Raw genomic sequence first — 15,626 nt, 5'->3', positions numbered from 1 at the left:
TTGGTTGATTATAAATTCTCTTTAATGAAATTGGTCATTTTATTGTACAATTGGATTCGGGTTTTGCCTCCGTAAATTCCATGGTTTTTGTCGGGATAAATGGCCCAATCAAACTGTTTGTTGGCTTGTACCAAAGCTTCTACCATTTGCATCGTGTTTTGAACGTGTACATTATCATCAGCCGTTCCGTGAATTAAAAGAAAATTTCCTTTCAACTTACTCACGTGATTGATTGGTGAATTGTCGTCATATCCGCTTGCATTTTCCTGAGGTGTTTGCATATATCTTTCGGTGTAAATACTATCGTAGAAACGCCAATTGGTCACCGGCGCAACAGCAATAGCCATTTTAAATACATCAGCACCTTTGAAAAGACAATTACTGCTCATGAATCCGCCATAAGACCAACCGAAAATACCGATTCTGGTTTTGTCAACATAAGCATAATTTCCAATGACTTTTGCAGCATCTATTTGGTCTTCTACTTCGTATTTTCCTAATTCTTTTTGGGTACATTTCTTGAAAGCCGCACCTTTAAATCCTGTTCCTCTTCCGTCTACACAAGCTACTATATAACCTTGTTGTGCCAACATCATAAACCACATGTCATTAGAATCCAACCAATTATTGGCTACTTCTTGCGAACCCGGCCCGGAGTATTGGAACATGAAAACCGGATACTTTTTAGTAGCGTCAAAATCTTTGGGTTTAATCATCCATGCATTGAGTTTGTGCCCTTTTTCGGTAGTTAATTCGAAGAATTCTTTAACTGGTAAATCGTATTTTTTGATTTTTTCTGCCAAAGCTTTGTTGTCTACAATAGACTGGATTTGTTTTCCGTCTTTGGCACTGTTTAAAGTATAAACAGTTGGCTGGGTAGCGCTGGAATATCGGTTGATAAAATATTCGAAATTCGGACTCAAGGTCGCGCCATTGGTACCGACTTGTTTTGACAATTTAATTTTATTTTTTCCGTCTAAACCTATGCGGTAAACATCTCTTACTATTGAACCATTCTCAACTGATTGATAGAAAATAGTTTTGTTTTTTTCATCAAAACCGTAGTAAGCGGTCACTTCCCAATTGCCTTTGGTTACTTGGTTTTTTAACTTTCCGGTTTTGTCGTATAAATAGATGTGATTGTAACCGTCTTTTTCTGAAGTCCAAATAAAACTATTGTCTTTTAAAAATGTCAGGTTGTCGGTTACATCAACATAAGCTTTGTCTTTTTCGTTCAAAACCACTTTTGCCGTTCCGGTTGTACTATCAATAAACAACAAATCTAAATTGTCTTGATGGCGATTTAAGACTTGAGCTGAAAGCACATTAGCGTCATTAGTCCATTCCATTCTCGCGATGTAGAAATCATTGTAATTCCCTAAGTTGATGACTTTAGCGGTGGCCGAAGTCACATCGTAAACATGCAAAGAAACCAAAGCATTTTTTTCACCTGCCTTTGGGTATTTGAACGTTTCCACTGTTGGATATAAGTTTTTCTTGAAAACATTCATAGAAAACTCAGGCACTTCACTTTCGTCAAAACGAATATAAGCCAACTTTTTACTATCGGCACTCCAATCATAAGCTCTGACAAAGGCAAACTCTTCTTCATAAACCCAGTCGGTTATCCCGTTGATGATGCTGTTTTTCTTTCCGTCTGAAGTTACCTGAGTCACTTTTGCGGAAGCAACATCATAAACAAAAAGATTGTTGGCTTTGGCAAAACCTATTTTAGAACCATCGGGAGAAAAGGTTGGTTCTTGCACTTGTTCCAATACTTTGGTTAGTTTTTTGGTGGTCAAATTGTAAAGGAAGTAATCGGCGGTAAACGAGTGTCGAAATATCGGATTGGAATTATTGGCTATCAACAATTGTTTTTCATCTTTACTGAAAACATAACTGTCAATACCGTCAGCCAATTCAGGAAAACTCTTAGTGTCTATTAAGGTGCTGACTTTTTTTAGCGTGGCAAAATCATACAAATCGATTTGCATGGATCTTGATGTTCGATCAAAATTGAGCACAGTGTATTGATTGGTATTCTTCATGGCGATCAATTCGTCCATGGCTTCAGGTCTGAAAGCTCCTGAATATATTTCTTCAACGCTTAATTTTTGCTGTGCTGTTAAAGAAAAACAAGATAAAAGGAACAGTACGACTGTTTGTTTTAATTTCATTGTAAAGAGGTGTTATAAAAGAGGTCAATTTTAGTGAAAAAATTAGAAACCACCACACATTTTTGTGTTAAATGCATTTTCAACAGGGATTTTAGGCTTCAGAATTTCCCGAAAAACAAAAAACCCCGATAATTTCTTATCGAGGTTTTGTGGTGGTATCTCCAGCCCCGAAGCTTCGGGGGAACCAGGGACACATAGACTAAAAATTATTTTTTAAAATAATATCTGCTAAAATTTCGGGATTAGCAATGGCCTTTTCGATGAATACTTTACTTTTCATTCTCTTTATAAACTTCTCAAGTCGAACAGCTTGATCTTTAGAGATACATTCGAATAACAAAATAACTTTCCAATCTTCGGCAATCTTAGTAAAAGAGCCTTCATATAAATGTTTGTTATGCTTCAATAATCTCTTATCCATTTCGTCTGTTTCACCGACATAGAATTTATTGACTGACGAAGAATAAATAATATACAAGAAATGCATATTGTAAAAATAACAAAAAACCCCGACAATTTCTTATCGAGGTTTTGTGGTGGTATCTCCAGGAATCGAACCAGGGACACATGGATTTTCAGTCCATTGCTCTACCAACTGAGCTAAGATACCTTGCGTTGTTGCGGGTGCAAATATAGAACGATTTTTAATTTATCCAAAACAAATAATAAAAAAAATCTATTCGTAACTTAGCCTCATTAAAAACCTTACCATGCTTTTAGCCATTGATGTTGGGAATACCCGAATTAAAAGCGCTGTTTTTGAACACAATACTCTTTTGGAGCTGTTTGTTTTTGAACACAAAGAAGTCATCGAAAAAATAAATTTTATTTTAAAACAGTATCCCAAAATAGCGACATTGGTTGTTTCGTCGGTGGGAAATTTGGATAAAAACACCTTCGATTACTTTAAAGAACGCGTCAAAGTTTATCCGATTTCACGTGAAAGTGATTTTCCGTTTCAAAATTTATACTCCTCTCCGGAAACCTTAGGAATAGACCGGATGGTATTGGCCAGTGCCGCCACTTTGCAATTCCCCAATCAAAACCGATTGATTATTGATGCCGGCACCTGTGTTACTTATGACTTTGTAAATCAAAATGACCAATACCTTGGCGGTGCTATTTCTCCCGGAATTCGAATGCGCTATGAAGCCTTACATCATTTCACAGCCAAACTTCCCCTTTTAGGTTGTTCAAATCCTGAAAATTTCATTGGAAATACTACCCAAGAATCAATACATTCGGGTGTGGTTAATGGGATTACTCTTGAAATTGACGGCTTTATTGAACAGTATAAAGCCCAATACGCTAAATTTATCATAATTTTAACGGGTGGCGATGCAGAATTTTTGGCTAAACGATTAAAAAATACCATATTTGCCAATTCAAATTTTCTGCTGGAAGGTTTGAACCAAACATTTCAATACAATCAAAAATGATTAAAAAAATTATAGTAAGCCTTGGTTTACTTTTTTCATTCTCTGCCTTAGCCCAAGAAGGAACTTCTTCCCCTTATTCTTATTACGGAATTGGTGATATTAAATTTAAAGGAACTGCCGAAACACGCTCTATGGGCGGCCTGACTATTTTTCCGGACAGTATTCACCTAAACCTTCAAAATCCGGCGCACTTGGCGAGTTTGAAACTTACCGCATTCGCTATCGGAGGTACTTACGCCAATACCAAATCAAAAACCGAAACCCAAGAAGAAAAAGCCAGAAGAACTGCGCTTGATTATCTTGCAGTTGGAGTGCCTATCGGCAAATTAGGCTTGGGATTTGGACTTATTCCCTATTCTTCGGTTGGCTATAAAATTCAAAGTGTTTCCACAGACGAAGTGCCTATTTATTCCAGATACAGTGGTGTTGGCGGTGTCAACAAAGTGTTTTTCGGAATGGGTTACCAATTGACCAAAAAAATCAACATCGGAGCGGATATTCAATATAATTTTGGAACAGTAGAAACCACTAACTTAAGATACCAAAACGAAATTCAATACGGAACCCGTGAAGGAAATGAATCTACTCTTCAAGGATTTAATGTTGATTTTGGCGCTACTTATCAAACAAAAATTAAAAACAAACTCAACTTCTTCAGCAGTTTAACCTATTCTCCTGAATCAAAAATAGAACTCAATAACTTACGCTACATTGAACTTATTCAATTTTTAAGTACCGGTGGCATATCCACTATTCAAAGTGAAGATGTAACGGTTGCAGATACCAGTATCAAATTGCCATCAAAATTCTCTTTTGGTTCCGGTTTGGGTGTTGTAAAAAAATGGTTGGTTGGTGCTGAAGTTACCCTTATCAACAACAGCGTAATGTCTAATCGTTTTAACGACATTAACGGTGCTACTTTTGAAAACTCTGTTCGTTATAGTCTAGGTGGTTATTATATTCCTAATTTCAACTCCTACGCTAACTATTTCAAAAAAATAACTTACCGCGCCGGAATAAGGTATGAAAATACCGGATTGGTTATTCAAAACAAATCGATTACTGATTTTGGAGCCAATGTTGGTTTTGGTCTTCCGTTGGGCGGAACTTTTTCTAAAATCAATATTAATTTCGAAATGGGTAAAAGAGGGACAAAATATTATAACTTAGTCGAAGAAAACTATTTCAACATTAGTGTTGGTTTATCGCTAAGCGACAGATGGTTTGTAAAACGTAAATATGACTAAAACTTTTTCACTATGAAAGCCATTTTTTCTCTGATTGCTATTTTATTTATTACCAGTATCAACGCTCAAAAGTTTGACTGTTCATCAAAAATGACAGCTTACCAAGATTCGTTTAAAGCAAAAAATATTGAAGCCGCTTTTGAAACTTGGAACGAAGTCAAAAAAAATTGCCCCAAACAAAGTGAATTAGTTTACACTGACGGACTTAGTATTCTTCAATATAAAGTAGACAATGCTTCTAATGCTGAAGACAAAGAAAAACTGGTTCGTGAAATTATAGCCCTTTATGACCAATTCCATAAAAACTACCCTGAAAAAACAGCCGATTTTGAAGTAAGCAAAGCCATGGCTTTACACGACAACAAGATTGAGGCTAAAGAAGAAATTTTCAACTTGTTGGAAAGCGGTTTTTCTAAAGCTTCGGGTAGTATAACTAATGCCAATGCCATTTATACTTATTTTAGTCTTTGTTATGAAAAATACAAAGCCGGCGATAAAAAATACACGGCTGATTTGGTATTAGACAAATATACTTTGGTGAATTACATGCTTACCCAATTGCAAAATACCCAAACAGAGAAATTAGACCAATACAAAACGGCGCAACGCGGTATCAATGCTCTGTCGAAAGACTTAGTTAACTGCGACAATTTGGCTTCTTATTACGAGAAAAACTTCACGCAAAACAAAGAAAACAGCGAATGGATAATTACCGCATTGACCAATCTTTCGGCTAAATGCAGTTCCAAACCGATTTTTGCAACTATGGCAGAAAAATTATACGCTGCAAAAGCTACTTCACAATCGGCTTATTTTATGGCTTTGGCTAATTTGAGACAAAGAAAATTCACCGAAGCCATCCAATTTTACAACCAAGCAGCCGATTTAGAAACCAATCCTCAGGAAAAAGCTAAAATTTATTACACGCTGGCCACAGGATTATTGGCAAATGACATGACCAAATCTAAAGAAACTTTGAACAAAGCTTTACAAGCTGATCCTAAAATGGGAAGAGCGTATTTGTTTTTGGCCCAATTGTACTCTTATGCGCCGGAAGAATGTGGTAAAACCGAGTTTGAAAAGAAAGCCATTTTTTATTTGGCCGTAGAAACTGCCAAAAAAGCCGGTATTGCCGATCCTAAATTAAAAACGGCCGCCGATAAAATGGCAGAAGATTTTGTTCCAAAAGCTTTAACGAAAAGCGAAATCAATGCCGCTAAAATGAATGGTAAATCATTCACAATTGAATGCTGGATTAACGAAACCATTACCTTTCCGGCCAAATAATGACTGCTTTTTTCAAAAATAGTCTCCTTGTTTTATTTGTACCGACTTGTTTGACGGTTGCTTCTTGTGAGAGCAATTTTAAAGAAGTTCAAAAAATGGGCATATCCGAATTTACCCCAAGCGGTGATGCCGATTCCATCAACCTCAAGTACACTGATTCGGGCAGAATTACCGCCAATTTAGTCAGTCCAAAAATGCTGGATTACGCCACGGTTGAATTTCCTTTTACCGAATTCCCGAAAGGCATGCATTTGACTTTATACGACAAAAACGGAAAGCAAACCTACATTGATGCTGATTATGCCGTTAGATACAAAATCACTGATATGATTGACCTACAAGGTCATGTAAAAATTTCAAACCAAAACGGGGAACAACTAGAAACCGAGCAATTGTATTACGATCAAAAAAACGAATGGTTTTTTACCGAAAAAAAGTTTAAATTTACTTCTCCAAAAGGTGTTTCTTATGGCGAAGGAATTGATTTCAGTAAAGATTTCAAAAAAGTAAATTCTCAAAAAGTATCCGGACTAGTCCAATCATCAGAATAACTATGAATTATTTAAAATTTACCCAATACGCCTATCTTATTGCTGCCGTCTTATTTGCTATTGAAGCCTTTAACCAATACAAAGCCGGAGAAACAAACAAAGCCATTCTTTTGGTTCTGTTTACATTCGTAGGTATTTTTATGTTTTTCTTTCGCAGGAATTTTGCCAAAAAATTTGAAGAGCGCAACAAAAAACCTTAAAGCATGGAAGTCGGAATTATTATCTTGTGTTTGATACTTTCCGCCTTTTTTTCCGGAATGGAGATTGCCTTTATTTCTTCCAACAAAATTTATCTTGAAATTGAAAAAAAACAAGATGATTTTATTTCCAAAATACTAACCAAGCTTACCGAAAAACCATCGAAATTTATTGCCACTATGCTGGTTGGCAACAATGTAGCGATGGTTGTTTACGGTTTTTTCATGGGCGATTTGCTGATGGAATGGTTTGTCCGTTTAGGATATCAATTTACTGATTTATCCAATTTATTGTTGCAAACCGCAATCTCCACTTTGATCGTTTTGATGACTTCGGAATTTTTGCCCAAAGTATTTTTTCAGATTTATGCCAATAGTTTTCTGAAGTTTTTTGCATTGCCGGCTTACTTTTTTTACAAACTCTTTTACTACATTTCTTCTTTTATGATTTGGATTTCCGATTTCATCTTGAAGAAATTCTTTAAAACCGAAGGTGACCAAATTACCCTTTCTTTCAGTAAAGTAGAATTGGGCAATTACATAACAGAGCAAATGAACGCGGTGCAAGACCATGAAACTGTTGACTCTGAAATTCAAATTTTTCAAAATGCACTCGAATTTTCCGGGGTAAAAGCCAGAGACATTATGACGCCGAGAACCGAATTAGTAGCGATTGACCTATACAGTTCTGTGGCCGAGTTGAGACAACTGTTTATTAAAACCGGTTATTCTAAAATTTTGGTGTACCTCAATACGATGGATGATATTGTAGGCTACGTACATTCGTTTGAACTTTTCAAAAAACCCAGAACCATCAAATCGGTGATGATACCCGTAGAATTTGTTCCCGAAACTATTTACATCAAAGACATGATGAATTTGCTGACCAAAAAGCGAAAAAGTGTGGCGGTAGTTTTAGATGAATACGGCGGCACTTCAGGAATTGTCACCATCGAAGACATAGTAGAGGAATTGTTTGGTGAAATAGAAGACGAACACGATTCAGACGAAGCTTTCACTGAAAAACAACTCGACGAGACTACTTACCTGTTTTCCACAAGATTAGAAGTTGAATACTTAAATGAAACTTATAAATTAAATATCCCCGAAGCCGATTCTTACGGAACTTTAGGCGGATTTATCGTAGATTTCTTCAAAGAAATTCCCCAAAAAGGAGATCAAATTACCATTGAAAACTTTCAATTCACCATTGAAGAAGCCACAAATAAGAAAATCGAATTGGTCAAAATGACACTAATCGATTAGTTTCTGTAAAAAAATTAAAAAATAGATGAAATTATAACTAAGTGAGTATTATTATTTCACAGATAATTGTATTTTCGCAAACTGAATTAAAAATTAACAAGATTAGAAATGGCAATTTTATCAAAAATTAGAAATCGCTCAGGCTTACTTTTAATACTTATAGGTTTTGCATTATTGGCTTTTGTCGTGCAAGATTTATTTAGCAACGGCTTTAAAAGCATCTCAACTGACGTAGGAAGTGTTAACGGAAAAGATATTTCTTTTGAAGACTTTAGAATTAAAGTAGCAAACGTTGAAAAAAACGGACAAAATGGTCAACCCATGACTTCTATGCAAGCTTCCAACCAAGTTTGGAACCAAGAAGTAAGTGTGGCTTTGTTGACAGCTGAATTCGAAAAATTAGGTTTGCGCGTTGGCGAAAAGCACATAGTTGAAGTATTTAAAGCTGATCCTAACATTGGACAAAACCAAATGTTTATGAACGCTGCCGGAAAATTTGACGTAACCAAATTTAAAGACTACTTCAAATCGAATCCGGAAGGAATTCAAATCTTAAAAGAAAGAGAAAAAGACGCTGAATTGAATGCTAAATACCAAATTTACAATTCATTGGTAAAAGGCGCCATGTATACCACAGAGACTGAAGGTAAATTTAAATATGAAGCCGAAATGAACAAAGTAACTTTTGACTTTGTATCAGTGCCTTACTCAAGTATTAAAGACAGTGATGTTAAAATCAGCGACGATGAAATTATCGCCTACATGAAAACCAAAGAGAAAAAATTCAAATCTGAAGAATCTCGTGAATTGGACTATGTATTGATAGAAGAAAAACCATCAGCGCAAGACGAAGCCGAAGTTAAAAACAAAATCAACTCGTTATTGACTTCACGTGTTGAATTTAAAGACGGTAAAAACGATACCATTCCAAGTTTCCAATCGGCAACCAACATAGCCGAATTTGTAAACCAAAATTCAGACATTCCTTTTGACTCAACTTATATTGCTAAACAAGATTTGCCGGCTGAACATGCTGAACAATTGTTTGGATTGGCAACCGGTCAAATTTACGGACCTTACATGTTTAGCAACTACTATTGCATTTCAAAAGCTTTAGGAAGAAAAGCAGGCGCCAAATCAAAAGCCAGTCATATCTTAATTAGTTGGGAAGGCACTCAAGTTCCTAATAAAAAAGAAAAAAGAACTAAAGAACAAGCCAAAGCCAAAGCGGAAGGTTTATTAGCCCAAGCTTTAGCCAATCCATCAATGTTTATGATTTTGGCGATGTCTAACTCTGATGACTCCTCAGCACAACAAGGTGGTGATTTGGGTTATTTCGGTCCGGGCCAAATGGTAAAACCGTTTAATGATTTTGTATTCAATAATCCGGTTGGAAAAATTGGTTTAGTAGAAACTGAATTCGGTTACCACATCATCAATGTAACGGATAAGCAAGACGCAATCAAATTGGCTACCATTGCTGAAAAAATTGAACCATCAGAAGCTACTAACGATAAAATCTACACCCAAGCTACTAAATTCGAAATGGATGCTACTGCCGGTAAAGATTTTGCTGCTTTGACTAAAGAAGCTAAATTGACTGTTAATCCTTCGGTAAGAGTTAAAGCTGTTGACGAAAGTTTTGGTACCGTTAGCAATCAAAGACAAATCGTAAAATGGGCATTTGCTGACGACACTAACATTGGTGACGTAAAACGTTTTGAAGTAGTTAATATTGGGCATGTGATTGTTAAATTGAAAAAAGTAAACGAAAAAGGCTTAATGGCTGTTGAAGAAGCCAGACCTCAAGTTGAAGGACTTTTGAAAAACAAAAAGAAAGCTGAAATGATCAAAGCTAAAATGACCGGAAGTTCATTAGCGGCTATCGCTTCTGCCAATAAAGTTACCGTAGTTAACGCTGTTGATTTAACTCTTGAAAGTCCGGCTGTTCCGGGTGCGGGATTTGAGCCAAAAGTGGTTGGAACTGCCTTCTCTTCAAAAGCAGGACAAGTTTCTAAAGCTATTGATGGTAATTCAGGTGTATATGTATTGGTAACTAAAACTGTTACAAAAGCACCGGCGCTTCCAAAATATACTGATTACGTTAATAAATTAAAACCACAAGCTACCGGTAATGCCGGAAGATTTATGCAAGCGTTGAAAAACGAAGCAGACATCCAAGACAACAGAGCTGATTTCTATTAATCGTAAATCACCATAAATAATAAAAACCCCGAATTGACTTCGGGGTTTTTTATTATAAGATCATTTCTTGGTACGGTATGACAACATCAAATCCTTTTGCTTTAAAATAATCCGTTGGATTTTCTTTGGAGATACTCAGCACAAAATCGCCCCCCCAAGCGCCGAGACTTTTTATCACGCCGTCAAAATCATGAAATAGCGTTTCTTTAACCGTCGGTAATTCTAAAATATTGCTCAAGGCTATCTCGTGTTGGGCCAAAGCCAATGCGAATGTTTTTGGTTCTTCGGCATCAATCACTGTTTTAGTAATTTCATTTATCACCGGAATTGTTTTACGAATGTCAACTTGATTACTATAGTATGACGCTATTGCATTTCTGCTATTCTGCTTTTTATTCAAATAAACAAAGAAAATTTTACCCGTAAAATCAGGTTTGAAATCTACTATCTCTACCAAAGGTTTTTCATCAACAATTTGGTATAAAATCCCCGAATCATTTTGGGCGCAAGCAATATCGTAGCCACTCCCGCCAAAACTTCTTTTAAGCAGCTCATAGGCATCAATTTGCAACCACTGAGCCACATTGTTGATTAGTGTAGAAGAAGTTCCTAAACCCCATGATTTTGGAAAAGTCAATTCGGTCGTGATTTTGTATCCTTTTGAAGTCGAAATAAAATCGGAATTCATCAAATACGCTTCGTGTAAAATTTCGATTAAAGTATTTTTAATGCTTTTAGTATCTTCATGGCGTTGCTTTCTGACTATGGCGTCAAACGAAATAGTATCTTCAAACCAAACACTACCATCGCTGTCAAAACTTGTCCATTGAATGGTATTGCTTTCACCGGCTTCAATAGTTAAATTTTGACCGTATTTGGTAGGCAATGCAAAAGCTTTAGCACCGTCGAGAACCAAATATTCTCCGGTGATTAGCAATTTCCCGTTACTATAAAAAGTTTGTTTCATTTTTGCTCAACCTGACAATATTATTTTCTTAAATGCTCAATCATCTCCACCACAGAGGCATGAGTAACCGTATTCTTTTCGAAATGTTTGGCAATTACTTTTCGCTCTTCGGCAGTTGCTTGGTATTGATTGAGAATATTGTTTAAGTGCATTTTCATGTGACCTTCTTGAATTCCGGTTGTGGTAAGCGAACGCAAAGCCGCAAAATTTTGTGCCAATCCTGTAACGGCGACAACTTGCATCAATTCTTGTGCAGAAGGTTTGCCTAAGATTTCCAGAGCCATTTTAACCAACGGATGTAAGGAAGTCAATCCGCCAACGGTTCCTAAAGCCAAAGGAATTTCCATCCAAAAAGTGAAAATACCGTTTTCAATTTGAGCATGAGACAAGCTCGAATATTGTCCGTTGCGGGAAGCATAGGCATGTACTCCGGCTTCTACGGCGCGGAAATCATTTCCGGTGGCCAAGACTACGGCATCAACACCATTCATGATGCCTTTGTTGTGCGTAACGGCACGGAAAGGTTCAATTTCGGCGATACGAACAGCTTGCACAAACTTCTCGGCAAACTCTTGTGGGTTTTCGATTTTCTTTTCGGCTAATTCTTCTACCGGGCAAGAAACTTCGGCACGTACTATACAATTCGGAACATAGTTTGACAAGATACTCATGACAACCGTAATGTTCTTTTCTGCTTCGTTAAAGTCGGCATGGTTTTGTGCTGCTTCTTTTAACGTTTTAGCCAATTGCTCCAAACACGAATTGATGAAATTCGCTCCCATACTGTCTTTGGTTTCAAAGGTGGCATGGAGTTGGTAATAATTGTCTAACTCGGAAGTTTTATCTCGAAGTTCCAATCCTAAAATACCACCGCCACGCTTTTGCATGTTCTTGGTAATACTTTCGGTCGAATCGATTAATGTAGGCTTTACAGCATTAAAAAAGGCTTTCAGTTTAGCCGTTTCGCCCGGGAACAAAAAGTGAACTTGTCCAATCTTCTCCGTATTCAAAACGGTGGCTTTGAATCCGCCGCGTGTGCTCCAAAACTTAGCCGATTTGGCTGCCGCAGCTACAACAGAACTTTCCTCAATGACCATTGGCACCGAATAATATTTTCCGTTGATGAGGAAATTGGGAGCAATACCCATCGGCAAATAGAAATTGGTAATAGTGTTTTCTATGAATTCGTCATGCAATTGTTGCAATTGGGCATCGTTGTTCCAATATTGTTTGATGGTAGTAATCGCTTCTGTCGGATTACTGAAATACTCTTGGGCAATCCAATTGATTTTTTCTTCTTTGGACAATTTGGAAAAACCGGCAACTGCATTATTCATAGACAATAAAAGTTTGTTGGCTACAAAGATAAGTTATAGCGTTTGAATTTTTTTCAGAAAAACTATGGTAAATTACAACGGTTTAGGCTCGGCTGAAATGGGTTGCGGTACTTCGCCTTCGTATTCGGTTTCTTGTAAGTCTTCGGTTTGTTTGCCCAATTTCACTTTGGGTTCATCTTGCGTTCCGGTCACTTTAATCGGAATACCGATGATGCCGAATGGCGGTAAACCCAAACGCATTTTGATATTCAACTTCCCGTCAAAACTGGTTTGTCCTTCAATTCTCGGACGAAAACCCGCGACTTTGAACTTGAAACGCTCAATATTGATGATGTTATTTTTAATGGTGGTTTTGATATCCACTTGAGTAACATCGGGGTTTTTGATGGCGTCTTTGCCTGTCTTTTTGCTTACGGCGCCAAACATTTTAAAGCCTTTCATTTTGACTTTCTTTACAGACAAGGTTCCTTTTCCGGTTAGAGATGGATAAATAGGTGCCATATTCGCATCGAGAATTCCGGCTACTTTATAGTCTAAGGAAACGATTCCTTCGGCACTTTCGGCTGCAGTAGCCATTTCGCGGAACATTTTTACTTCGTTGTAAGCGCGTTTGATGTCAAATTCTTTGGCGAGGATTTTAAAGTCGAAAAAGGCTTTTTCTGTGGATTGACTACCGTAAACCAAATCCATTTTAACATTGGAACCAATCAAATCAAAACCGGATTGTTTGAGTTCCAATTGGCCTTGGTTGATTTTCATGTTGCCTTTGAGATTGTCAATCGCCAAACCATCCAAATTGATTTTATTCGCCGTGGCATTGAACTGCAAATCGAAATTAGACGGAATAACGACTACGCCTGAAGCTACAGTTGGTTCTGCGGTTTTGATAGTATCAGAAACCGTTGTCGCTTTGGTTTGTGTCATGAATTCATCGACATTGATATAATCCGAATGCAATTGGAAATTGCCTTTCAGTATGGCTTTATTGGTTAGCACAAAATCGATTACATTTTGCAAATAGCCATTCATTTTAAAATCGGATTGACCATAGGTCGCTATAAAATCATTAAAGTTCATTTTGTCTTGGTTAAACACAAATGTCCCGTCTTTGATTACAAATGGTTTGGGTAAATATTCCGAAGTGGTTTTAATATTTCTCAGCTTCAGTGTTCCGCTGTTTTGCAACTTGTCATATCTTCCGTTCATGGCGTCATCTTGCGCACCTTTGAAGGCAACATCGGCGTTGACATAACCTTCAAGGTCTAATCCTTTTTGGGAAAAGACTTTATAGATTTTGCCTAAATCTAATTCGCCTTTGGCTTTGATATCGTACTTGATATTTTCGAAATTCTGTAACTTGGCATTGACAAAAATCGGTTTGCCCTCGAACTCAAAAGAAGCCGGCGTAATATTGATTTTCAAGTCATCGAGAGAGCCTTTTTGGTCTAAAACCGTCGCGACGACATTGATGTTCTGAATCGGATTCGGATAATAATCGGTTTTTACGTAACCGTTTTTGAAATTGATTTTCCCATTGGTTACCGGAATCTTACCGTTTTTTTGGTCGTAAACACCATTCGATTTAATATCCATATTCAAAACACCGCGTAAATCCATGTTTTGCAACCCCAGTGCTTTGTCCATTTGGGCTAAATCGATTTTGGAGTTGATTCTGGCAGAGATATTCGGCGTTGACAAACCTTCCGATTTAATAATGGCTTTGACGTAATCTTTATCGACATTGAAGAAAATCGAATCGATGTTGACTCTTAATTTCTCGGTATCTAATGACGGTAATTTGGTGTCGAAATTCAGGAAGATATTGGATACCGGAAACGGTGCATCTTTGTATTCAATCAAACCGTCACGAATTTTCATATTGAAAGCCACATCGGGTTTTTGATTTTTAGAAGCGATGTATTTTCCTTTTAACGTAAAGGACAAATCGGTACTGCCTTTGACTTTGGTTTTATCGAGCCAAGTGACATACGCCGGAGGCAAAGCAGTAAAGAAATCGTTGAGTTTGCTGTCTTCCGATTTGATATTGAAATCCATATCGTAGCCATTGCTTAGGAAGTCGAATTTCCCGTTGAATTCTACCGGAAGTTTGTTAATTTTTAAATTGTTTTGTTGGAAGACAAACGCCAGGGAATTGGTGTTGATTTTGGTGATCAAATCGGCTTTTACTTTTTTGTTTTTGAGGTATTGTTGCCCATCATAAGCAAAATCAAAGTCTTCGATTTCAGCTTCGGTATAAATATCGAAAATGGCTTGGTCTAAGTCGCCGTTTCCTATATAATTAAAGCCATTGGCATCAATTAAAATTTTAGTCGATTGATCGTTGTAAACCAAATGACTGTCTTCGATGGCAATTTTATCCAAACGAAGCGAAGTGTTCCCGGTGGTATCTTTTTTAGTGGTTTCTTCTTCGGAAATATAGACGTTATAGTTGGCTTCTCCTTTGGCATTGACTTTTACATTGATTAAAGCATTGGAGACGTAAATCTTATCAATGGTGACACTTTTGTCAAAAATAAGAGACCCTAAATCGATTCCGAATGCCACTTCATTGGCGGAAACTAAGGTTTCTTTTTGGTAAGGCGCTGAACCTTTTAGGGAGAAATCCGTAAGGGTTAAAGTCAATGACGGAAAGTGGTTGAAGAAAGAAAGATTGGCTTCTTTGAAGTCTAATTCACCATTCAGCTTTTTGTTGGCGAAAGCTTTTACTTCTTCGGCAATTTTTCCGGGAAAAAGAATTGGCATCAAAAACATCAGCAGGATAATTGACCCGAAAGTAATTCCTGTAATCTTTAAAATCCTGACTATTATTGACTTTGACGGTTTTTTCATAGTTCAAAAGTACAATTCCGCTGAAAGAGAAAAAAATTTAAGGGGAAAAATTTTATAAAAAACAGTAGCCACGTTTAAAAAACGTGGCTACTGCAAAATAATT

General features: G+C 37.0%; 12 protein-coding genes and 1 tRNA gene. 7 read left to right on the top strand and 6 right to left on the bottom strand.

The window, feature by feature from the left end; genetic code table 11:
* Positions 1 to 8: 8 nt before the first annotated feature.
* The 3 genes from P7V56_RS04390 to P7V56_RS04380 form a co-directional block, all read right to left on the bottom strand.
* Entirely contained in the window at positions 9 to 2,177 is a 2,169-nt protein-coding gene (locus P7V56_RS04390) for a S9 family peptidase (RefSeq protein ID WP_171220901.1), read from the bottom strand.
* Positions 2,178 to 2,376: 199 nt separating this feature from the next.
* Positions 2,377 to 2,664, bottom strand: coding sequence for a GIY-YIG nuclease family protein (locus tag P7V56_RS04385; RefSeq protein WP_171220902.1), 288 nt, complete (start codon positions 2,662 to 2,664; stop codon positions 2,377 to 2,379).
* 47 nt (positions 2,665 to 2,711) lie between these two features.
* Positions 2,712 to 2,787: transfer RNA gene (locus P7V56_RS04380), tRNA-Phe, on the bottom strand.
* Positions 2,788 to 2,887: 100 nt separating this feature from the next.
* Between P7V56_RS04380 and P7V56_RS04375 the strand changes: the two genes are divergently transcribed.
* From P7V56_RS04375 to P7V56_RS04345, 7 genes are all read left to right on the top strand, one after another.
* Positions 2,888 to 3,616, top strand: coding sequence for a type III pantothenate kinase (locus tag P7V56_RS04375; protein ID WP_171220903.1), 729 nt, complete (start codon positions 2,888 to 2,890; stop codon positions 3,614 to 3,616).
* Entirely contained in the window at positions 3,613 to 4,863 is a 1,251-nt protein-coding gene (bamG, locus tag P7V56_RS04370; protein WP_171220904.1) for a BamG family beta-barrel-assembly machinery protein, read from the top strand. Before P7V56_RS04375 ends, bamG begins: the two co-directional genes overlap by 4 nt.
* 12 nt (positions 4,864 to 4,875) lie before the next feature.
* Positions 4,876 to 6,150, top strand: a complete 1,275-nt coding sequence (locus P7V56_RS04365; RefSeq protein ID WP_171220905.1) for a tetratricopeptide repeat protein — start codon at positions 4,876 to 4,878, stop codon at positions 6,148 to 6,150.
* Between the two features lie 95 nt (positions 6,151 to 6,245).
* Entirely contained in the window at positions 6,246 to 6,701 is a 456-nt protein-coding gene (gene lptC, locus P7V56_RS04360; protein WP_240976546.1) for an LPS export ABC transporter periplasmic protein LptC, read from the top strand.
* 2 nt (positions 6,702 to 6,703) lie between these two features.
* Entirely contained in the window at positions 6,704 to 6,901 is a 198-nt protein-coding gene (locus P7V56_RS04355) for a hypothetical protein (protein ID WP_171220907.1), read from the top strand.
* A gap of 3 nt (positions 6,902 to 6,904) precedes the next feature.
* On the top strand, positions 6,905 to 8,164 hold the full coding sequence (locus P7V56_RS04350) for a hemolysin family protein (RefSeq protein ID WP_171220908.1): 1,260 nt from the start codon (positions 6,905 to 6,907) through the stop codon (positions 8,162 to 8,164).
* Positions 8,165 to 8,272: 108 nt separating this feature from the next.
* Positions 8,273 to 10,369 carry a peptidylprolyl isomerase gene (locus tag P7V56_RS04345; RefSeq protein ID WP_171220909.1) on the top strand — a complete coding sequence of 699 codons (2,097 nt, stop codon included), beginning with the start codon at positions 8,273 to 8,275 and terminating at the stop codon, positions 10,367 to 10,369.
* Positions 10,370 to 10,421: 52 nt separating this feature from the next.
* Here P7V56_RS04345 and P7V56_RS04340 read toward each other — a convergent pair whose 3' ends face one another.
* The 3 genes from P7V56_RS04340 to P7V56_RS04330 form a co-directional block, all read right to left on the bottom strand.
* Positions 10,422 to 11,336 (bottom strand): GYDIA family GHMP kinase, encoded by a 915-nt coding sequence (locus P7V56_RS04340; RefSeq protein ID WP_171220910.1) that lies wholly within the window; start codon positions 11,334 to 11,336, stop codon positions 10,422 to 10,424.
* Positions 11,337 to 11,356: 20 nt separating this feature from the next.
* Complete coding sequence (locus tag P7V56_RS04335; RefSeq protein ID WP_171220911.1) at positions 11,357 to 12,673, bottom strand: hydroxymethylglutaryl-CoA reductase, degradative; 1,317 nt, start codon at positions 12,671 to 12,673, stop codon at positions 11,357 to 11,359.
* 72 nt (positions 12,674 to 12,745) lie between these two features.
* A complete protein-coding gene (locus tag P7V56_RS04330; protein ID WP_171220912.1) occupies positions 12,746 to 15,523 on the bottom strand; it encodes an AsmA family protein in 2,778 nt (925 codons plus the stop codon).
* Positions 15,524 to 15,626 lie beyond the last annotated feature (103 nt).

This window comes from Flavobacterium sp. IMCC34852, from assembly GCF_030643905.1.
GTDB classification, from domain to species: Bacteria; Bacteroidota; Bacteroidia; order Flavobacteriales; family Flavobacteriaceae; genus Flavobacterium; species Flavobacterium rivulicola.
This window is presented reverse-complemented; position numbering and strand designations above follow the sequence as displayed.